The sequence below is a fragment of the Pedobacter sp. L105 genome, from assembly GCF_009765875.1.
Classification (GTDB): Bacteria; Bacteroidota; Bacteroidia; order Sphingobacteriales; family Sphingobacteriaceae; genus Pedobacter.
Genome location: NZ_LMUP01000004.1, coordinates 219887 through 239631 on the forward strand (window position 1 = coordinate 219887; position 19745 = coordinate 239631).

Consider the following 19745-nt stretch of genomic DNA (forward strand, 5'->3'; position numbering starts at 1 on the left):
GCTGTGATTTAATTTAATTCTTTTTCCTGTCTGCGTTTTTCCCTGCGTTCTTTTCGCAGCTCTTTCTTTGTTTTCTTCAGGGTATCGGCAACAACAGTGGCGGTGTCTTTTTTAGACCGTCCAAACAGCTTATCAAAAAAACTTTTGTTTTTATCCTGCATCTTAACAGGGGCAGGCATCACATCTGTATCTGCATCAGGGTCAACGGCAGAAGTATCTACTTTCGCTGAATCAGGAAGCAGGTACTGACGCAGGCCTTCGCGTAACCTTACATTATAAAATCCATATCCGCTGGTATCAGCAGGTGTTAATCCGCGTTTAGACATTATTCTGCCCATATATTTGAAATAGGGCAGCATATACTCTTTAAGGCTTCCGTCGCCATTAAACTTAAACATCGCAATTTTAGGATTAGGTACAATGTTAGCCAGAAAGATACCTTCACCAATGCTCAATTCTGCAGGTGTTTTCCCAAAGTATTGTCTGGAGGCTTCACCGATGCCATAGACGTTTTTTCCCATCTCAATGATGTTGAAATAAACTTCCAGCATTCGTTCTTTACTGATCAGGTGGTTATTTTCAATCATCCAGACAATCAGGATTTCTTCTGCTTTACGGGCCAGTGTTTTATTGCGGCTTAGAAATACATTTTTTACCAGCTGCATAGAAATGGTACTGCCTCCTCTTACAAACTTCTTTTTCTTAAAATTGATCACGAAAGACTTACGGATAGATTCTTCCACGAAACCGTGGTGGGTGAAAAATGAAGGATCTTCTGAGGTCAGTAATGAATTTTTAAAATTGCTCGAAATCGCCGAGAGCGGAGTATAATTTGGGTTGGATGGGCCAATAGTAATATCGCGCATCGGTTTACCATGTTCATATGGGGTATATACAAAAGGCTGATTGATCTTTTGCAGGTCTGTTTTGCCCCATTTAAGAATTTTGAAACCGTATGGCGTCAGTGTAGAGTTAAACTTCAGGCTGTCCGGTATGCTACTGTCCAGATAAAAATTAAGGTCGTACTTAACCTTTCCCTGTACCTGTAATCCTTCCAGCGACTCAAACAGGCCTTGCGGAAAAGAATTCAGCAACGCTTGTGCATCCTGCTCATCAGCATGAAGCTTAACTTCGTAGATTTTAACCGGGGAAAGGGTATATTTTAAAAAGGGATGTATTGCAGCATCTTTCAGATAAATGGTTGAAGCACTATCTAAAGCTACATAGTTAGCACCAACCAGCAATTCTGCATCAATCCTTGCGCTTTTAACAACGATGTCATTTGCTGCAACCTTGGGCTGATTGATGAGTAGGTTTTTTACAGACCAGGAGCCTGTGATCTTAAAATCATCGCCACTGTATTCTGCACTTTTCAATTCTGTTCTAATCGTGTCGAAGCTCAGTGTAGCATGCAATTTCTTTTCCAGGTATGGCAATTCTACCTTTTTGTTATCTGCGAAGAAGAGCACGTTCATTTTATTTTTACCGGGATTAACTTTCCCGTTCACGTGCCAGGTGGCTTCGTTGTTATTGACATTGATGGTAGAGTTCAAATCCCCGTTATTGATCGTTGCACTGGTGAGGAAACTCAGTCTCGCCGTATCGTTATCATTCAGGGTAAACAACATGTTTTTCAGCTGGAGATCATCAGGGATCTTATCTAGTACCTGGTTCAGGATATCGTGGGCAATTAAGCTTAGATCAATTTTTGCATTGTCTGTTTTGTCCTTTTTCTTTCTTTTCAAGAAAAAATCCAGGTTTGTGGTACTGTCTTTTAATACAATACTCATTTTCCCTGTGTTGAGGTTAACCTCTCCCAGTTTTACGTTGCCAAATAGTAGGGGGAACAGCTTTACCCCGACAGTAATATCGGCTATAGTAGTCAGGGTATCCCGGTCTTTGGGTACCACTGATATATTTTTCATGTGTACGGTGCTTAGTCCGCTGAAGCCGGCTTCGCCAATCTTAATGGATAATCCGTAATCTTTATCGGCCTTTGCAATGGCCTTCGCGATCATTTTCTGGAGCAGGGCTTCCCGCTTATTATAAGCTACAAAGCCTGTTACGATACCCGCTAAGAGCAATATCCCAAAAATCCATGCAGCAACTTTAATATATTTTCTAGGGACGTTTATTTTTGGAAGACGCATGCGGTAGAATAAAGTTTTAATGCTTAACGTTAAATGCAAATGTTTATTTCGTGTTAAAATTACACTTAAAAAGCCTAAAGTCAATTAATTGTACCTTCCTTTTGTTAATTTTGAACAATGAACATTAGCAGTGAACAAGTTTTGGCGGCTTTGAGAAATGTTGAAGACCCTGATTTTAAAAAAGATCTGGTGACTTTGAATATGATTAAGGACCTGACTATCGAAGATAAAAAAATAAGTTTTACCCTTGAATTGACTACTCCTGCCTGTCCAATGAAAGACATGCTTAAAAATGCCTGTTTGAATGCAATTAAGTATTTTGTAGACAAAGAGGCAGAGATCAATATAAATATTACGTCAAGGGTGACAAAGCCTAATGACACCTCTCAGCTGGCGGCAATTAAAAATATAATTTTAGTTTCTTCGGGAAAAGGTGGGGTAGGTAAATCTACAGTGGCAAGTAACCTCGCGGTAACGCTGGCTGCGGATGGGGCGAAAGTAGGCTTAATTGACGCAGATATTTATGGGCCTTCTGTCCCTACCATGTTTGGCTTAGTAGGGGCTAAACCGAGTGCCAGGGAGACTCCTGAGGGAAAAACACTCATCCTGCCTATAGAGAAGTATGGGATTAAATTACTGTCGCTTGGCTTTTTTGCAGATCCGGACCAGCCTGTACCGTGGCGGGGGCCAATGGCTTCCAATGCCATTAAACAGCTTTTTAACGATGCCGACTGGGGTGAGCTTGATTATCTGATCGTTGATCTTCCTCCCGGAACCGGGGATATACACATCACGATTACCCAAAGTTTTCCTATTGCGGGGGCGGTAATTGTAACTACGCCACAGCAGGTGGCACTGGCAGATACCAGGAAAGGATTGGCAATGTTCAAAATGCCAAGCATCAATATTCCTGTATTGGGGGTGATTGAGAACATGTCTTATTTTACTCCTGAAGAGCTGCCTGATAACAAATATTACATTTTTGGCAAGGATGGAGGCAAGGCACTGGCGGCATCTTTTGGCGTTCCCTTCCTTGGAGAGATACCTTTAGTTCAGGGAATTACAGCTGGCGGAGATAATGGTACGCCAATTGCAATGGATAAAGAGAGTCAAACGTCCATCGCATTTTCAGTAATCGCAGGAAAGATTGCCCAGCAAGTCTCAATAAACAATGCACAGCCGGCGAATTGCTAAAAAATTACTAAATTTATATTTTAAAACTGATCATGGATACTATACAACAAGTTGAACAAGCATTAGAAACCATTCGTCCTTATCTGATTGCAGATGGAGGTGATGTCGCTATAGAAGAGATTACATCAGATAATGTAGTCAGATTAAAATTATTGGGTAACTGCGGATCCTGTAAAATGAGTTTTATGACCATGAAAGCAGGAATTGAACAGGCAATTATGAAGGCTGTTCCGCAAATTACAGCTGTTGAAGCGATTAATTTGTCGGAACCGGTTTAGTCCATTTAACAAACTTTAACTAATCGCTGTGGTAATTACAGCTATTTTTGCCTGATGAAATACCTTTTGACGCTGTTATTGGCCTTCTTTGCTGTAGGATTGTTTGCGCAACAAGCTCCTTCAGGAAAGAAACTGATCCAATTTTCAGGAATTATAACAGATCAGGACAGTAGCTTTGTAGTGCCCTACGTGACCATCACCAATAAATCCAACAAGGAGCAGCGCTACGGAGCCAATTATAAAGGATATTTTTCTTTTGTAGCCCATCCGGGTGACACCCTGGTTTACAATGCCATTGGTTATAACGACAAAACGATAACTATTCCTTTGGGGATCACTGAGAGTAAATATACCAAGATGGTGAAGATGAAATCTGATATCGTTTATCTTCCTGCGGTACGGATTTATCCATGGGCTACGGTAGAAGAATTCACTAAAGATTTCCTGGCTTTGAAAATTGCAGATGATGATATGGAAATTGCCAGGAAGAACCTTTCCGGAGGTTCAGTGAACAGCTTGATGCGTAGTCTTCCAAGAGATGGGGGAGAAATTTCCTCCTCCAATTTCAGAATGGATCAGGAGAGAGAGCTGAATAAAAACCTTGGGACTACCAATCCACTCTTAAATCCTTTTGCCTGGGGTGCATTGATGCAGCAAATCTTTAACGGAGACAAAAGCAGACAAAGCAATAGCAGCAGCAGTAGTAACTAGCGTTTTCTGCGCTGCTGAGGAAATTTCATCTTATATTCGGCACGAATCTCACCTCTGGAAATCGCATCTAATTTTGATTTCAGCAACCTTTTACGAAGCAGTCCTAGCGTATCTGTAAATAGTTTTCCCTGAATATGGTCGTATTCATGCTGTACAACACGTGCTGGCATGCCTGTAAGCAGTTCTTCATGTCTTTTCCAGTTCTCATCGTAATATTCAACCAGTACATTAGGTTTGCGCATTACATCTTCCCTGATTTCCGGGATACTCAGGCAACCTTCGGTAAATGCCCATGGCTCTCCTGTTTCTTCCAGGATCTTTGCATTTAGAAAAACTCTCTTAAAACCATCTTTACCCTCTTCATCGGGGCTTGTATCTACAATAAACAGACGGATGGGCAAGCCTACCTGAGGGGCGGCCAGTCCTACACCGCTTGCCGCGTGCATTGTCTCAAACATGTCGCTGATCAGTTTTTTTAAATCCGGATAGTTTTCATCAATGCTTACGCATACTTTTCTTAAAACCGGATCCCCGTAAGCTACAATTGGTAATTTCATTTATATATAAATTTAATGGCCTTTTATGGCATTTTATGTCTTTGTTCAACTTTTAGCACCTTAAAGGTACCAGAAGAACTACAAAAGTACGAATATTAGCCTAAAGGGTAAAAAGTTAAAACACTTAGATTTTTTTCATCCAGTATTTCTGTGGCAATTGTCGCCATATCTTTAGTGGTTACGGCTTCAATTTTCTTAAAAACAGTTTCAAGGCTATCAATTTTGTTATAATCGATCAAACTTTTGGCCATAGAAATAATCAGGCCAATTCTATTTTCTTCCCCGAGGGCAATTTGACCTATAAACTTGTTTTTAGCCTTTTGAAGCTGCACTTCAGTTAGCGGATTTTCCCTGATCTTCCTAAATTCCTTGTAGATCAGTGACAATGCCCTGTTTACCTTTTCCTTATCAGTTCCAAAATATACCGTGAAAATGCCCGTATCACTCAATGGGCTATAGCCAGATTCTATACTATAGGCAATACCATGTTTTTCCCGGATCTGCAGATTTAAAATTGAACTCATTCCTGTGCCGCACAATAAGTTGTTCAGCAGGAGCAAGCCAGCTTTAAAAGGATGGTGCAGGGAATACGCCTGTGTGCCGATTACCGTATGCGCCTGCATAATTGGTTTTTCATCGACCCTGTTAATTACCGGAACTATGGCAGGAGCTTTCCTGCTCGGCTGGTGGCTGTTTTCCGGGATCTCCGAATAATATTTTGTAAATATTTTAACGGCTTTGGGAAGGCTATAGTTACCCAGTACAGCAATTACAATTTTATCCGTATGATAATTCGCCGTCATAAAATCACTTATATCCTGGCGGTTAAGCTTGTTTACACTTTCTGTACTACCTAAAATGTTTCTACCCAGAGAATGACCTGCAAAAACCAGATCTTCAAAGTCATCATATATAGCCTCTTCTGGCTGGTCCAGGTAAGAAGCAATTTCGTCTAAGATTACGCCCCTTTCTTTTTCCAGTTCTTCTTCTGGAAAGGTGGAGTGGAATACGATATCGTTAAAGAGCTCCAGTGTCCGGTCCAGGTAAGGATGCAAAAAAGAAGCATGAATACACGTATATTCCTTCGTGGTATAGGCATTTAAATCTGCTCCAACGCTTTCCAGTCTGTTCAGAATCTGATTAGTATTCCTTTTCTCTGTCCGTTTAAATACCAGGTGCTCAATAAAATGGGCCAATCCTGATTGGGATTCATTCTCATCCCTTGAACCGCTATTTACAATAATACAGGCATGAGAGATCGCAGATGCTGAGGGAACATGAAGTAAGCGGATGCCGTTAGGCAGGGTATGTACATTGTATTCCATTGGGGTACAAAGATACAGAAGAACTTTGCTAACGGATTGTAATATTATCCGTTATAATTGCAGCTAAATATTTTATTCTTACTGTCAATTTGACAACTAAAATCAAATTGGAACATCCCTTGATAAGAGTGTTATGTACTTAAAAATGAGTTAACATATGAGCATAGAAGAAAAAGGGAGTATTTCCATACATACCGAAAACATTTTCCCTATTATTAAGAAATTCCTTTACTCGGATAATGAGATATTTCTGCGCGAGCTGGTTTCAAATGCAGTTGATGCGGTACAAAAAATCAAGCGTTTAGCGGCCTTAGGACAATACAATGGCGAACTTGGGGAAACCCTTGTTGAAGTTGCGCTGGATGAAGAGAAAAAAACAATCACCATCAGCGATAGCGGATTGGGAATGACAGCCGAAGAGATTAAAAAATATATCAATCAGGTTGCCTTTTCTGGTGCAAGTGAATTTGTAGAGAAATTTAAAGACGCTAAAGATGCCAATGAGATCATTGGTAAATTTGGTTTAGGTTTTTATTCTGCTTTTATGGTATCTGATCTGGTAGAAATTCAAACACTTTCTTACCAGGAAGGTGCAGAACCTGCAAGATGGGTGTGTGACGGAAGTACCTCTTATGAGATTACTGACGGATCACGTACTACACGCGGTACAGATATTATCCTGCACATTAATGCTGAATCTGAAGAATTCCTGAGCAAACATAAAATAGAAGAGATCCTTGATAAATATGGTAAATTCCTTCCCGTGCCAATTAAGTTTGGTACCAAGACAGAACAGGAACCAGATGGTGAGGATGAAGAGGGAAAACCAAAAACGATAGATGTACAGGTTGATAATATTATCAATACCACTGCACCAATCTGGACCAAGGCACCTGCAGATTTGTCAGATCAGGATTACCTGGACTTCTACAAACAATTGTATCCTTTTTCTGAAGATCCTTTGTTCTGGATTCACCTGAATGTAGATTATCCATTTAATTTAACTGGTGTATTGTACTTCCCGAAAGTGAAGAACGATTTTGATATGCAACGCAACAAAATCAAATTGTACAGCCGCCAGGTTTTTATTACCGATGAGGTAAAAGATATTGTTCCTGAATTCCTGATGTTATTACATGGGGTAATTGATTCACCGGATATTCCTCTGAACGTTTCAAGAAGCTTTTTACAGGCCGATAGCAATGTAAAAAAGATCAACAGTTACATCACTAAAAAAGTAGCTGATAAACTGGGTGAGCTTTTCAATAAAGACCGTAAATCATATGAAGATAAATGGAGCGATATTGGTCTGTTTGTAAAATATGGAATGGTAAGTGAAGAGAAGTTCTATGATAAAGCAAAAGACTTCGCTTTAGTGACCAACACTAAAAACGAAAATTATACACTGGAAGAGTACCGCGAAAAAGTGGCACCTATCCAGACAGATAAAAATGGTCAGGTTGTTTATATATACACTAACGATCCTGCTAAACAGGATAGCTTTATCCAGGCTGCTAATAGAAAGGATTATGATGTATTGCTAATGAATTCAGCGATAGACAACCACTTTGTAAGTTCTTTAGAGCAAAAGCTGGATAAGACGTTGTTAAAACGTGTTGATTCGAGTGTTGCCAGCAAACTGATTGAAAAAGATGAGTCTGTTGAATCTGTATTGACTGAAGAGCAGTCGGCTAAAGTGAAAGAGGTTTTTGAAAAAGCAATCGTTAAACCAGGTTTCCAGGTCGAGATTGTTGGCCTTAATCCTGAAGAATTTCCGGTTACAGTAACTATGGATGAATTTATGCGCCGTATGAAAGATATGGCACAAATGGGTGGCGGAATGAGTTTTTATGGCAATATGCCGGATAGCTATAAAGTAGCGATCAACGGAAACCATAAACTGGTTAACCGCATCCTGCAAACTGAAAATGCTGAAGAGCAAAGCGCACTGGCTAAACAGGCAGTAGATTTGGCACTGCTTTCTCAGGGAATGCTGACAGGAGCTGAGTTAACTGCTTTTGTTAACCGTAGCGTGGAGCTGATCTAATCATAATGCTTAAACTGATCTAAGCACAAATTTTAAGGGTGATCCTATCCATGGGATCATCTTCTTTTGAAAAAACCGGTATGCTGTATAACGGCTGAAACCTTTGCGGCGCTACGCTTGCAAAATTTCTAGGCCGTTATACAGCATAGCGGTTTTTTTATAGTTTCTTCTTTGGGGATTCCTCCCGGCATTGTGTGTTAAGCATGATGCAGAGCACGATGTTACAGATGATCTTAAGCTATTTGTTATATGGACGACACCAGATGATCCTGTTGGATAATCTAAAAAAAGGGATGTGCTATTTGAAGGCCTTCAAGCGCGTTTCAGCGGTTGGCAGCCTTTAAATAGCACATCCCTTTTTTCAGCGAAGCCAGATGAACTCTCGTAATATCTCTACTCGCTAATCCCCTCCAAACTAAACAGGAAGGCATAATTCAATGCAATATCTTTCAGGTAATCAAACCTTCCTGATGCACCACCATGACCAAAATCCATATCTGTTTTTAAAAGCAATACGTTTTTATCCGTTTTAGTGGCACGTAGCTTAGCTACCCATTTAGCTGGTTCAAAATATTGTACCTGACTATCATGCAGCCCTGTGGTGACCAACAGGTTTGGATAAGCCTTCTTTTCTATATTCTCGTAAGGAGCATAACTTTTCATATAATGGTAAGCCGCTTCCTCTTTAGGATTTCCCCATTCATCAAACTCATTCGTGGTTAAGGGAATACTTTCATCCAGCATGGTATTCACTACATCTACAAAGGGTACCTGGGCGATTACTCCATGCCATAGCGCAGGGGCAAGATTAATCACGGCACCCATCAATAAACCTCCGGCACTGCCGCCTTGTGCATATAAATGCTCAGGACTGGTGAATTTCTGTTCAATAAGATATTTACCGCAATCAATGAAATCGGTGAAGGTATTCATCTTCTTCATCAGTTTTCCATCTTCATACCACTGTCTTCCCATTTCCTGACCGCCGCGAATGTGGGCTATCGCATAAACAAAACCCCTGTTTAGCAGGCTCAGGCTATTGCTGGAAAAAGCTGCATCCATACTATGACCATAAGATCCATAAGCATAAAGTAATAGTGGTGCTTTGCCATCCTTTTTAAGGCCTTTTTTATAGACAAGAGAGATAGGCACCTTTGTTCCGTCCTTGGCTGTTGCATACAGACGTTCTGTTACATAATCTTCCGAATTGTATCCTCCAACTACTTCCTGTCTTTTTAATAGCTTACCTGCTCTTGTTTCCATGTTATAGTCGTAGGTAGAGACTGGCATAGTCATAGAGGTATAAATATAACGTAAGGTCTTGCTGTCATATTCAGGATTGGAACCTGTTACGGCAGTATAGGCCGGATCTGGAAAATCGATATAATGTTCTGAGCCATTTACATTCCTGATGCGGAGTTGTACCAGCCCATTTTTACGCTCAGAGATCACAATGAAATCTTTAAATTCATCCACATCTTCCAGTAGCACATCTGTACGGTGAGGGATAACTTCTTTCCAGTTTTCTTTATCCGTTTTATCCAGCGGGCATTCCATCAGGCGGAAATTTTTGGCCTTCCAGTTGGTTAGTATCAGGAATCTATCTGCGAGTGGCGTTACGCTGTAAAGTACATCCTTAACCCTTGGCTGGAAGACCTTAAAATCGGCGTTAGGCTCATTTGCAGGAATCACCCTGGCTTCCGACGATAAAGTAGCCTGTGAATAGATGAAGATATATTTTCCCGATTTTGATTTGGATACACCGATATAATTGGATTTATCTTTTTCCTCATAAACCACGGGATCTTTATCCGCTTCATTACCCAGGCTGTGCTTCTGTATCTTCTCACTGAGTAAGGTAACGGGATTTTTTGCCGTATAAAAGATAGTTTTGTTATCGGCTGCCCAGACAGCATCCCCTTCGGTGTTGGGGATCATATCTTTAAGCAAAGCACCTGTCTCCAGGTTTTTAACCTGAATGGTATATTGTCTGCGGGATACATTATCTACACCGTAAGCCAGCAACTTATTGTCGGGGCTGATGCTGAACCCTCTTGCAGAATAATAGGGGTGGCCTTTTGCCAACTCATCAATATCGAGCAACACCTCTTCGGGCGCTGTTAAAATCCCTTTTTTGCGGCAGTATTTGGAATACTGTTTTCCCTCTTCCGTTCTCGAGTAATAGAAATACCCATTTTTAAACACGGGCACAGATTCATCTTTTTCTTTGATGCGGCCTTTAAGTTCTTTAAAAAGATCGGCCTGCAGCGTTTTTGTTCCGCTCATCATGGTATCCAGATAAGCGTTTTCAGCTTTAAGATAATCAACCACCTGAGTACTGTCGGGACCTTTCTTAAAATCGATCATCCAGTAATAGTTGTCCGTTACGGTATCGCCATGTATGATCCTTTCTTTAGGCTTGATTTCAGCTACCGGAGCTTTCACATCGGGCCATTTATAGTTCTTCATTTTCTTATCTTTGTTTGTACAGGCCAGCGCTAAACTCAGCAAAAGCACAGTGGGAATAAATTTATTCATGACTGGAGAGGTTATGATTTAGATTGTCAGATGTGCCTGTAATGTTCGATACTGCAAAATAGCAATTATTTTATAAACGAAATAGTGGTATGAAGAGAATGCTTAACCGTAAAAATATTTTTAATGCAGTCTTGGTTTTTCTTTTCCTGGCATTGGTTTTTGTGCCTTCTGCAAAAGCCATGGTTTTAGAGGGATTAATGAAAATAGGATTTTTCAAACCCAATACTACACATCGGGGCAAAACGGATACTGCTCTTCCACAGGATCTTTCCGGCATTAGGTTTAAAGATATCAAAGGAAATACGGTTGACCTGGGGGATTTAAAAGGAAAGATCATTTTTCTTAACTTCTGGGCTACATGGTGTCCTCCCTGTCTGGCCGAAATGCCGGCAGTAAATAAGCTATATGAAACATTTAAAGGCGACAATCAAATTGTTTTCATTCTGGCAGATGCCGATGGAAACCTGAACAAATCACAGCAGTTCATGAACAGAAAAAAATATGGACTGCCCGTATATGCCATTGCCAGTGAAATTCCTGATGTGCTTTTCCAGGGATCTATACCTACTACGGTAGTTTTTGATAAAGAGGGCCGGATTTCTTACCATGAATCCGGAGCTGCAAATTATGGGGACCCAAAGTTTATCGAATTTATTAACAAGCTAAAAACTACGAATTAGTATATTTGAAGCCGAACTCCAAACAGGGGTTTTGAAGAATAAGATTATTATGCAAGAACCATTTGACATCACAATCGGAAATATCGATTATGCTATATTTCCTGAAGGAAATGATACCTATGTAGTTTTTAAAGACGGAAAAGAATACCTGCAGATTCTAAAAGATACAGAATCACAATGGCTTAAACTTGATCCTGATACTGCTTTGCCTTTATTTGGGGAAGACGAAGAGGTGAATGCCATAGGTAAAGAGATTTCTGCCTATGTTCCTGAAGAAGAGGAAGAAGAAGATGAGGACCAGGAATTAGGGGATATTGATTAACAGTGATAAGTGTAATGTAACGTTTTTATGTCGTCTAAACAATAACCAAACAATTTGTAACATTTGAGGTTAATTAATTTTTAAACTAAAAAAACATGAAGCATTTAAAATTAATGGTACTACTGGTAGTAACCATGCTAACGTTCACATTTGCAAGCGCAGAGGCGCAGGTTTCAGTAAGAATAGGAACAGGTCGTTATGTTCACAATGGCCGTCACTATCATCACCGCAGACCTTACATGAGAAATCACCACAGATATTATCGCTATTATTAGTAATAGTTTAAACCCCGCCATGAGCGGGGTTTTTTATTAACCTGCCCAGTTATCCCTGTCCAGGCTGCGGTAGTGAATTGCCTCTGCAAGGTGTTCTGATTCTATTTCCGGGCTTCCGGATAAATCGGCGATTGTACGGGCAACCTTTAAAATCCTATCGTAAGCACGGGCAGACAAATTCAGTTTTTCCATCGCCTTTTTGATCAGTGTCCTTCCTTCATCATCTATCCGGCATAACTTCCTAACCATATTGGGACTCATTTGCGCATTGTAATGCAGATTATCATGGTTACTAAACCGTTCATCCTGTATAGCCCTGGCTTTAATTACCCTTTCCCTGATCACTGCACTGCTTTCTGCCGGTGTTAAAGAGGAAAGTTCATTGAAATTAACGGGGGTTACTTCTACATGCAGGTCAATCCTGTCAATTAAGGGCCCCGAAATCCGGCTTAGATATTTTTGTACGATACCGGGAGAACAGCTGCATTCTTTATCAGGATGATTATAAAACCCGCATGGACAGGGGTTCATGGAAGCGATGAGCATAAAACTTGCCGGATACTCCACACTCAAACGCGCTCTGGCTATCGTTACTTTTCTGTCTTCCAGTGGCTGGCGCATCACTTCGAGTACAGAACGTTTGAATTCCGGCAGTTCATCCAGGAACAACACCCCGTTATGGGCCAGGGAGATTTCTCCCGGCTGCGGGTTTGATCCGCCGCCAACAAGTGCCGCATGAGAAATGCTATGGTGCGGACTCCGGTATGGACGTTCTGTCATCAATGAATCTGCTGCCTTCAGTTTTCCAGCCACAGAGTGGATCTTGGTGGTCTCCAGTGCCTCCTGTAAGCTCAGTGGGGGTAAAATTGTGGGGAGCCTTTTGGCCAGCATTGTTTTACCTGCCCCCGGCGGACCAATCAGGATCATATTGTGTCCACCGGCAGCAGCGATCTCCAGTGCGCGTTTGATACTTTCCTGGCCCTTTACGTCAGAAAAATCCTGTTCGTAAAGACTCTGTTTTTTTAAGAACTCTTCGCTGGCATCAACCAATACCGGCTGGTGAACTTCCTTTTCATTAAAGAAAGAGATTACTTCTGCAAGGCTTCGCATGCCGTAAACCAGCAGGTCGTCTACCACAGCTGCTTCCCTTGAATTATCTGCCGGCAAAACAAATCCTTTAAATCTAGCTGCCTTAGCCTGTACAGCGATCGGGAGCGCGCCTTTTACCGGCTGTAATCCTCCATCCAGAGACAGTTCTCCTGCAAGAACGAACTGATCTACCATTTTATCCGGTATCTGCCCTGAAGCGGCTAAAATTCCTATAGCTATAGGCAGATCATAAGCCGTTCCTTCTTTTTTAATATCTGCGGGTGAAAGGTTCACCACAATTTTTTGTCTGGGCATTCGAAACCCGGAAGACTGAATGGCACTTTCAATTCTTCTCAGGCTTTCCTTAACTGCGTTATCGGGCAGTCCGACAATGTGGTACTTGTTGCCACTTCCAATGCCGACTTCAATCGTTATCGTTAAAGCGTTCACGCCAAAAACTGCGCTTGCGTAGGTTTTAATTAGCATATCATTTTTAAGAAATACAATGCTAATTTAATTTATTATTAAATAAGTTGTTAATTTAGCTGTGTTTTAAATAAAAAAAAGGCAAAAAAAATCCCGGACTGTAAAGGCCGGGATTTTAAATCAAGGAAAAACTACATTCTTCCCTGTGGCATTTTAGGCATGCCGCGCATCATTTTTGCCGCTGCAGCAGGATTAGAAAACTGTTTCATTACCTTACGCATATCTTCAAACTGTTTAATCAGTTTTGTTACTTCTTCTACTTTATTTCCTGATCCTTTTGCAATGCGCAAACGTCTGCTTTGCTGAATGCTGTCTGGGTTTTCACGTTCATATTTTGTCATCGACTGGATAATCGCTTCTACATTTTTGAAAGCATCATCTTCAATCTCTACATTCTTCATCATTTTGCTTACACCAGGAATCATGCCCATCAGATCTTTCATGTTACCCATTTTTTTGATCTGTTGTATCTGGTTGTAGAAGTCGTTAAAATCGAATTTATTTTTACGGATCTTCTTTTGAAGTTCAGCGGCTTCTTTTTCATCAAACTGCTCCTGTGCACGTTCAACCAGTGACACCACATCACCCATACCCAAAATACGTGAAGCCATCCTGTCAGGATAGAAAACGTCCAGGGCTTCCATCTTTTCTCCTGTACCTACAAACTTAATGGGTTTGTTTACTACAGATTTGATCGATAAAGCAGCACCACCGCGTGTATCACCATCCAGTTTGGTTAACACAACGCCGGTAAAGTCAAGCCTGTCGTTAAAAGCTTTTGCCGTATTAACCGCATCCTGTCCGGTCATGGCATCAACTACGAACAGGATTTCATGCGGTTTAGTATGTAATTTAACATCTGCAATCTCGTTCATCATCTGCTCATCAATCGCTAAACGACCTGCAGTATCAATGATGATCACATTGTTATGTTCTTTTTTTCCTTGTGCAATACCTTCCAGTGCAATAGCTACAGGATCTTTTGAATCTTTATTGGCGTAAACCGGAACACCGATCTGCTCTCCCAATATCTGCAGCTGATCTATTGCCGCAGGGCGATAAACGTCACCCGCTACCAACAGAGGTTTTTTTCCTTTACTTTTCAGATAGTTGGCCAGCTTTCCTGAGAAAGTAGTTTTACCTGCACCGTTGAGGCCGGCAATCAATATGATTGTAGGATTTGTTTTCAGGTCTAATTCTGTGACCTCACCGCCCATCAGCGCAGTAAGCTCATCGTTCATCACTTTAGTCAGCAATTGACCGGGAGAAACCGCCGTAAGCACATTCAAACCTAGGGCCTTTTCTTTTACCTCGTCGGTAAAAGTTTTGGCAGTTTTATAATTTACGTCGGCATCCAGTAAAGCTTTACGAATTTCCTTCATGGTTTCAGCCACGTTGATCTCTGAAATGCTTCCTTGTCCCTTTAGAACTTTAAACGCACGGTCTAGTTTATCCTGTAAATTCTCAAACATGTTTTATTAATTGATAGTCAATTACTTAATGAGTAGTGGTGTGATATGCAAAGTTGCAAACATTTTTAATAACAATCAACCTTAATTTGCCGATATGCTATTTACCTCGGGAACACAAATGTGAGCCCCATGGCCAGTGCCTGGCTCCCCTGTATTTTTGGTGCTGAGTTCCGGTCATATAACCCTACGCCAGTGATAGAAACATTCATAAAGCGGTTTACTTTTGCTGTAAGCGTGACGTCAAGGCGATGTGAAGTAAATTTAAGATCATTATATGGCATAAATAACGCATACCTGAATTTAAGATTTACATTTTTAGCAATATCCTTATCAAAATTCCCTACGATCTGGGCAGCAAGGTCTTGTCTGAACTCATGCCCTACAGGAACACCAAAATTAGATGTCTTTGTGGAATCCGCATCAAAAAGCTCCTGATTGGCTAATACAAGGGTTTGTCTTAACGTTGCAGCACTAAACCTTGCAGAAAAATATTTTGCAGGTCTATACTCAACACCCACTGATTCGGTGAAATAACCCGGAGACATGAATTTGGAGATCAGCGTTTCATTTTGTTGCCCGTTTGCGTCAGTGCCATATGTATAACCATTATCAAACTGAGATTCAAAATCTATGGAACCAAAGAAATACCACTTTTTAGCTAGCTGTAACGCCACTTTATTGTCCCAGAAAATACGGTCGGTTGTCTTCTGTTCCAGCTGTGCCTTATTTTTTACTTTTCCGTATTGTAAGTCTACTTCTGTAGAGTAACTCCAGGTATCTTTAACATATTCGGCCTTGTAATTTAATAAACCACCTATGGCCAGTGAATTTACACCGCCACCTGTCCAGTTGTTGCTAAATGCAGCCTGGTTAATGTTAAATCCAATGGAAGTCTGGGTTTTCCAGTAATTGACTTTGGAACTGATTACTACAGGGCTAAGATCAACAGGTTTAAATATAATAGGGTCCCTTAATGAAGGTAAAGGGCTTTTTTTTAACGGCAGACTAAGATCTTTGGTATTAATTGGAATAGTATCTATCTCCTGTGCACTTACCTGTGCTGAAACTGCAAATAATAAAAATAAGCATACATATAAACCTCTCATTAGTACAAAGAAAAGAAAAATGTTCTTATAGAACTCTAAATTGAAATAAAAATATTTGTAATCGTATTGGATTTATCAAAAATATAGCCTCAATATTTACAATTTATCGATTTTTAGCTGCGGAAGTTTCTGTAACCTGAAAGCTCTTGGATTTCGCTTGTAAGTCATGTAATTGTTTCTCAGGAATACGATAAAAGCATAGTCTGATGCCGTTATGGCGAAATCATAACTTGGGCGGTACTGTTGCATATAATCTACCAGCTCAGCTCCGTTAATTCGTAATACTTTGCCTACAAAAGTTGGGTTAAACCTGTAATCTATCAGCTGTTCTTTATAGTCTCTTTCCAGAATAGCCTGAAGGTGCCTTGCATTTCTTCCCTTTCTGCTAAGCAGATTATAAATTGCGTCTATCCCTAATCCTGCACCATGTGAGTTTACGCTCAGCAGATCTCTGGAACTGCCCAGGTCGGTTGCATATTTATATTCTCTAAGTGTCTTCTCGTACTTTTCCCTTGGGGTAATAGAGCTGCCCACGATCGCTACTTCCCGCAGCTGTATCGCCAATGGCTTTAACTGGAAAAAAATCGCGTTATTTCCTTTATAAACAATCGTATCTACACCGTAGCCCTGCAATGCAGCAACCAGTGTATCACCAACCGAAGCCTGTGTAGAAAACTCTCCTTTGCTGTTATTGATCAGGCCTTCATCGCTATGGGAATTATAAATGTATACTTTGGCCAGGCGCTGCTTGGAATCTTTATCTATAACGAATCCCTGGACAGGCTTTTTCTGGGCTGAGGCTACTCCACAACAGATGGAAAAGAAAAATAACAGTGTGGATAATTTCATTGACCAGCAAAATTACGAATAGGCAGAGCTAAATCGACGTTATTAACATTATTTAACTACAATCAGTGTTTGTCCGATCTTTATTCCTCCTTCAGTCAGATTATTCAGGGACTTTAATTCATCCACTGTCATATTGTACTTCTTTGAGAGACTGTAAAGGGTATCACCTTTCTGGACTACATAATTAGGGCTCGTGGTATTGATTACCTGATTGGACGGCGGTGTTTCTACCGGTGTAAATTTTTTCGCCTCTTTTGGAATATCGGCATTGATTTGTGTAAACACTTTATCCTCACGTTTCAGCTTATCCGTTTCTGATTCTGGCTGGTCATATTGATGCAATTGATATTTTTCAATGGTCGTGATCAGCAAGTCCGGATATTTTGGATTGGTTGCATAACCGGCTTGTTTTAAACCTTTGGCCCAGTTGACATAGTCATTTTTGTCGAGCTCAAATAAAGCACTGTAACGCTTTCTTTTTAAAAAGGCAGAATGGTCCTTATACGATTCTCTTGCGTCTTTATAAACCCTGAAACAATCATTGTTTTTATCGTCATCTTTATAATAACCTTTTCCTTTCCATTCAGAGGTTACTTTAACGCCAAAATGATTGTTGGCAAACTTGGCCAGTTTACTATTGCCGCTTCCTGATTCTATAATACCTTGTGCCAGTGTGATACTTGCCGGAATCCCATAGGTATTCATTTCCTCAATAGCTACATCCTTATAGGTAGCAATGTAACTTATTGTGGTATAATCTGTAAAATTAGGATTTGCTTTGGTCGCTTCTTTCTCGATCTCCTTATTATTACGGCGATACTTTCTCGTTTTACACGAAGAAAGAGTGATCGTTCCTATGACAAATAGTAAAAGTAGTTTTTTCATTAAAATCTTATTTTCTGCCCGGGTTTTAATGCTGATCTTTTTAATCCGTTCTTACGCATCAATGCTTTTGCAGTGGTACCGTGTGATGATGCCAGTTTATTCAGGTTATCTCCTTTTTTCACCTTGTAAGTTTTAGAAGAAGCCCTATGGTGTCTGGAAGACCGTGAATGGCTATGGTGTTTCCTTGTTTCTGCGTGATCAATTGCCTTTACAGGTTCTACATAATCTTGTGGTCTTTCATCATACTGATACAACTCGTATTTATTGATGATAGCCAACACCTGGTTAGCCCATCGTCTGCTGCTGGCATAACCTCCACGCTGAATACCTTTAGTCCAGGCCGCATAATCATACTGGTCGCAGTTATCAAATAATTTACTGAACGTAGAGCTGTTCTGTAAAACTTCTACAAAATTATCATACGATTCATCTGCATTTTCATAATCGCGGTAGGAAGAATTGATTGCTGTATTGCTGTTCGTTCCTTTAATTCCAAAATGATTGTTCAGGTTACGGGCAACTTTACTTTTGCCGGCAGCGGATTCATGAATGGCAACGGCCAGGATCACACTTGCAGGAACATCATATTCTCTCATTAACTCCTGGGCATGGTCTGTATGTTCTTCAACATATTCCTGTACGGTTTGACTTTGTGCTGTTGAACCAAGTGTAATCAGGATCAGGCAGGTAAGCAGTAGGTTTTTTAGTTTCATTCTTTATTTTTTTCTGACGATAAATAAACCGTCCCTCACGGGTAAGATTAATTTTTCCGTTCTGTTGTCTAAGGCAACTTTATCATTAAATGTAGTAATATTTCTGGTAGGCTTGTCTTGCTGGTCGTTCAGTACTTTTCCACTCCATAGTACATTATCTATGATGATTAACCCGCCGGGCCTTACGCGGTCAAAGATAAGATCATAATAGAAACCATTATTTTTTTTATCCGCATCGATAAAAACAAGGTCTAATACCTCATTAATCTCATTTACGGTTTGGGTGGCATCGCCCAAAATATATTTTATTTTTGAATTATAGGGTGATTCGGCAAAATATCCTCGTACTCTGTCTTCAAGTTCGATGTTAATATCTAAAGTATACAGCAGTCCGTCTTCTGCCAGTCCCTCAGCCAGGCAAAGGGTTGCATATCCGGTAAAAGTACCAATTTCGAGAATCCTTTTGGGGGTGATGAGCTTACTTAACATACTTAATACCCGGCCCTGGTAATGCCCTGAAAGCATTTTCGGCATTAAAACCCGGAGGTGTGTTTCTCTGTCAATCCGCTGCAGCAACTCACTTTCAGGTTCGCAGAATTTTAACAGTAAATCTTGTAAGTCTTCTTTAATCAGGCTCATTTAGTCTCTTATAAACGGTGTTCTTCCATGAAATATTGTAAAATGATCGTGGCGGCTATCGTATCCACACGTTCTTTGTTCCTGCGGTCTTGTTTTTTCAGGCCGCTTTGCATGATGGTTTGATGGGCTAACTTTGAGGTAAAGCGCTCGTCAATCCAGTGCTGCGGGATCTGTGGAAAGTTCTTTTTTAAGATGGTTGAGAAGCCTTTCACATGTTGTGCAGATTCTGAAGGTGTCCCGTCCATCTGTATTGGATCGCCGATCACAAAGGCTTCTACCTGCTCTGTCAGCAGGTATTTTTTTAAATAATTAACAATATCCTTTGGGTGTATGGTATCAAGCCCTGTAGCAATAATTTGCAGGGGATCTGTAACGGCAATGCCGATACGTTTGGTGCCATAATCAAATGCGATAATACGTGACATAGCT

At 40.6% G+C, this 19745-nt stretch carries 19 protein-coding genes; 7 read left to right on the plus strand and 12 right to left on the minus strand.

All coding sequences use genetic code 11. The features are described from left to right. Positions 1 to 8: 8 nt before the first annotated feature. Positions 9 to 2150, minus strand: a complete 2142-nt coding sequence (locus GSQ84_RS06090; protein ID WP_158796374.1) for a transglycosylase domain-containing protein — start codon at positions 2148 to 2150, stop codon at positions 9 to 11. A gap of 117 nt (positions 2151 to 2267) precedes the next feature. Between GSQ84_RS06090 and GSQ84_RS06095 the strand changes: the two genes are divergently transcribed. The 3 genes from GSQ84_RS06095 to GSQ84_RS06105 are packed head-to-tail and all read left to right on the plus strand — an operon-like array spanning position 2268 to position 4333. Then, on the plus strand, positions 2268 to 3344 hold the full coding sequence (locus tag GSQ84_RS06095; RefSeq protein ID WP_158796375.1) for an Mrp/NBP35 family ATP-binding protein: 1077 nt from the start codon (positions 2268 to 2270) through the stop codon (positions 3342 to 3344). Between the two features lie 32 nt (positions 3345 to 3376). Further along, complete coding sequence (locus GSQ84_RS06100) at positions 3377 to 3622, plus strand: NifU family protein (protein ID WP_158796376.1); 246 nt, start codon at positions 3377 to 3379, stop codon at positions 3620 to 3622. 54 nt (positions 3623 to 3676) lie between these two features. Beyond that, complete coding sequence (locus GSQ84_RS06105) at positions 3677 to 4333, plus strand: hypothetical protein (RefSeq protein ID WP_158796377.1); 657 nt, start codon at positions 3677 to 3679, stop codon at positions 4331 to 4333. Here the strand turns inward: GSQ84_RS06105 and def are convergent. Further along, positions 4330 to 4890 (minus strand): peptide deformylase, encoded by a 561-nt coding sequence (gene def / locus GSQ84_RS06110; protein WP_158796378.1) that lies wholly within the window; start codon positions 4888 to 4890, stop codon positions 4330 to 4332. The genes GSQ84_RS06105 and def overlap by 4 nt on opposite strands. A 95-nt stretch (positions 4891 to 4985) precedes the next feature. Beyond that, positions 4986 to 6215 carry a pitrilysin family protein gene (locus tag GSQ84_RS06115; protein WP_158796379.1) on the minus strand — a complete coding sequence of 410 codons (1230 nt, stop codon included), beginning with the start codon at positions 6213 to 6215 and terminating at the stop codon, positions 4986 to 4988. A 157-nt stretch (positions 6216 to 6372) separates the two neighbouring features. Here GSQ84_RS06115 and htpG point away from each other — a divergent pair, with 157 nt between their 5' ends. Next, on the plus strand, positions 6373 to 8262 hold the full coding sequence (gene htpG, locus GSQ84_RS06120; RefSeq protein WP_216848881.1) for a molecular chaperone HtpG: 1890 nt from the start codon (positions 6373 to 6375) through the stop codon (positions 8260 to 8262). A 393-nt stretch (positions 8263 to 8655) separates the two neighbouring features. On the opposite strand, the gene GSQ84_RS06125 is transcribed toward htpG, so the two are convergent. After that, complete coding sequence (locus GSQ84_RS06125) at positions 8656 to 10800, minus strand: S9 family peptidase (RefSeq protein ID WP_158796380.1); 2145 nt, start codon at positions 10798 to 10800, stop codon at positions 8656 to 8658. An 89-nt stretch (positions 10801 to 10889) separates the two neighbouring features. Here GSQ84_RS06125 and GSQ84_RS06130 point away from each other — a divergent pair, with 89 nt between their 5' ends. The 3 genes from GSQ84_RS06130 to GSQ84_RS06140 all read left to right on the plus strand — a co-directional run bounded on the left by GSQ84_RS06130 (position 10890) and on the right by GSQ84_RS06140 (position 12077). After that, positions 10890 to 11480 carry a TlpA disulfide reductase family protein gene (locus GSQ84_RS06130; RefSeq protein WP_158796381.1) on the plus strand — a complete coding sequence of 197 codons (591 nt, stop codon included), beginning with the start codon at positions 10890 to 10892 and terminating at the stop codon, positions 11478 to 11480. 49 nt (positions 11481 to 11529) lie between these two features. Next, a complete protein-coding gene (locus tag GSQ84_RS06135) occupies positions 11530 to 11802 on the plus strand; it encodes a hypothetical protein (protein ID WP_174238633.1) in 273 nt (90 codons plus the stop codon). Positions 11803 to 11897: 95 nt separating this feature from the next. Continuing rightward, positions 11898 to 12077 carry a hypothetical protein gene (locus tag GSQ84_RS06140; protein ID WP_158796382.1) on the plus strand — a complete coding sequence of 60 codons (180 nt, stop codon included), beginning with the start codon at positions 11898 to 11900 and terminating at the stop codon, positions 12075 to 12077. 36 nt (positions 12078 to 12113) lie between these two features. Here the strand turns inward: GSQ84_RS06140 and GSQ84_RS06145 are convergent, their stop codons facing one another. The 8 genes from GSQ84_RS06145 to ruvX all read right to left on the minus strand — a co-directional run bounded on the left by GSQ84_RS06145 (position 12114) and on the right by ruvX (position 19741). Next, positions 12114 to 13652, minus strand: coding sequence for a YifB family Mg chelatase-like AAA ATPase (locus GSQ84_RS06145; protein WP_158796383.1), 1539 nt, complete (start codon positions 13650 to 13652; stop codon positions 12114 to 12116). A gap of 131 nt (positions 13653 to 13783) precedes the next feature. Continuing rightward, positions 13784 to 15124, minus strand: a complete 1341-nt coding sequence (gene ffh / locus GSQ84_RS06150) for a signal recognition particle protein (protein ID WP_158796384.1) — start codon at positions 15122 to 15124, stop codon at positions 13784 to 13786. A gap of 101 nt (positions 15125 to 15225) precedes the next feature. Further along, a complete protein-coding gene (locus GSQ84_RS06155; protein WP_158796385.1) occupies positions 15226 to 16230 on the minus strand; it encodes a DUF3078 domain-containing protein in 1005 nt (334 codons plus the stop codon). Between the two features lie 96 nt (positions 16231 to 16326). Continuing rightward, the gene (locus tag GSQ84_RS06160) at positions 16327 to 17079 is read right to left on the minus strand and encodes a hypothetical protein (protein ID WP_158796386.1); all 753 of its coding nucleotides are present in this window, start codon (positions 17077 to 17079) and stop codon (positions 16327 to 16329) included. A 48-nt stretch (positions 17080 to 17127) separates the two neighbouring features. Further along, the gene (locus tag GSQ84_RS06165; RefSeq protein ID WP_158796387.1) at positions 17128 to 17964 is read right to left on the minus strand and encodes a glucosaminidase domain-containing protein; all 837 of its coding nucleotides are present in this window, start codon (positions 17962 to 17964) and stop codon (positions 17128 to 17130) included. After that, positions 17964 to 18677 carry a glucosaminidase domain-containing protein gene (locus GSQ84_RS06170; protein WP_158796388.1) on the minus strand — a complete coding sequence of 238 codons (714 nt, stop codon included), beginning with the start codon at positions 18675 to 18677 and terminating at the stop codon, positions 17964 to 17966. Before GSQ84_RS06170 ends, GSQ84_RS06165 begins: the two co-directional genes overlap by 1 nt. Positions 18678 to 18680: 3 nt before the next feature. Next, positions 18681 to 19316, minus strand: a complete 636-nt coding sequence (locus GSQ84_RS06175; RefSeq protein ID WP_158796389.1) for an O-methyltransferase — start codon at positions 19314 to 19316, stop codon at positions 18681 to 18683. An 8-nt stretch (positions 19317 to 19324) separates the two neighbouring features. Continuing rightward, positions 19325 to 19741, minus strand: coding sequence for a Holliday junction resolvase RuvX (gene ruvX, locus GSQ84_RS06180; protein WP_158796390.1), 417 nt, complete (start codon positions 19739 to 19741; stop codon positions 19325 to 19327). Positions 19742 to 19745: the final 4 nt, after the last annotated feature.

Excerpts from the sequence above, each read along its gene's own strand:
- GSQ84_RS06145 (WP_158796383.1), bottom strand. The coding sequence starts at position 13,652 with ATGCTAATTAAAACCTACGCAAGCGCAGTTTTTGGCGTGAACGCTTTA.
- GSQ84_RS06175 (WP_158796389.1), bottom strand. The coding sequence starts at position 19,316 with ATGAGCCTGATTAAAGAAGACTTACAAGATTTACTGTTAAAATTCTGC.
- GSQ84_RS06140 (WP_158796382.1), top strand. The coding sequence starts at position 11,898 with ATGAAGCATTTAAAATTAATGGTACTACTGGTAGTAACCATGCTAACG.
- GSQ84_RS06130 (WP_158796381.1), top strand. The coding sequence starts at position 10,890 with ATGAAGAGAATGCTTAACCGTAAAAATATTTTTAATGCAGTCTTGGTT.
- GSQ84_RS06105 (WP_158796377.1), top strand. The coding sequence starts at position 3,677 with ATGAAATACCTTTTGACGCTGTTATTGGCCTTCTTTGCTGTAGGATTG.
- GSQ84_RS06125 (WP_158796380.1), bottom strand. The coding sequence starts at position 10,800 with ATGAATAAATTTATTCCCACTGTGCTTTTGCTGAGTTTAGCGCTGGCC.
- GSQ84_RS06165 (WP_158796387.1), bottom strand. The coding sequence starts at position 17,964 with ATGAAAAAACTACTTTTACTATTTGTCATAGGAACGATCACTCTTTCT.
- GSQ84_RS06170 (WP_158796388.1), bottom strand. The coding sequence starts at position 18,677 with ATGAAACTAAAAAACCTACTGCTTACCTGCCTGATCCTGATTACACTT.
- GSQ84_RS06100 (WP_158796376.1), top strand. The coding sequence starts at position 3,377 with ATGGATACTATACAACAAGTTGAACAAGCATTAGAAACCATTCGTCCT.
- htpG (WP_216848881.1), top strand. The coding sequence starts at position 6,373 with ATGAGCATAGAAGAAAAAGGGAGTATTTCCATACATACCGAAAACATT.
- GSQ84_RS06090 (WP_158796374.1), bottom strand. The coding sequence starts at position 2,150 with ATGCGTCTTCCAAAAATAAACGTCCCTAGAAAATATATTAAAGTTGCT.
- GSQ84_RS06135 (WP_174238633.1), top strand. The coding sequence starts at position 11,530 with ATGCAAGAACCATTTGACATCACAATCGGAAATATCGATTATGCTATA.
- GSQ84_RS06095 (WP_158796375.1), top strand. The coding sequence starts at position 2,268 with ATGAACATTAGCAGTGAACAAGTTTTGGCGGCTTTGAGAAATGTTGAA.
- GSQ84_RS06115 (WP_158796379.1), bottom strand. The coding sequence starts at position 6,215 with ATGGAATACAATGTACATACCCTGCCTAACGGCATCCGCTTACTTCAT.
- ffh (WP_158796384.1), bottom strand. The coding sequence starts at position 15,124 with ATGTTTGAGAATTTACAGGATAAACTAGACCGTGCGTTTAAAGTTCTA.
- def (WP_158796378.1), bottom strand. The coding sequence starts at position 4,890 with ATGAAATTACCAATTGTAGCTTACGGGGATCCGGTTTTAAGAAAAGTA.
- GSQ84_RS06160 (WP_158796386.1), bottom strand. The coding sequence starts at position 17,079 with ATGAAATTATCCACACTGTTATTTTTCTTTTCCATCTGTTGTGGAGTA.
- ruvX (WP_158796390.1), bottom strand. The coding sequence starts at position 19,741 with ATGTCACGTATTATCGCATTTGATTATGGCACCAAACGTATCGGCATT.
- GSQ84_RS06155 (WP_158796385.1), bottom strand. The coding sequence starts at position 16,230 with ATGAGAGGTTTATATGTATGCTTATTTTTATTATTTGCAGTTTCAGCA.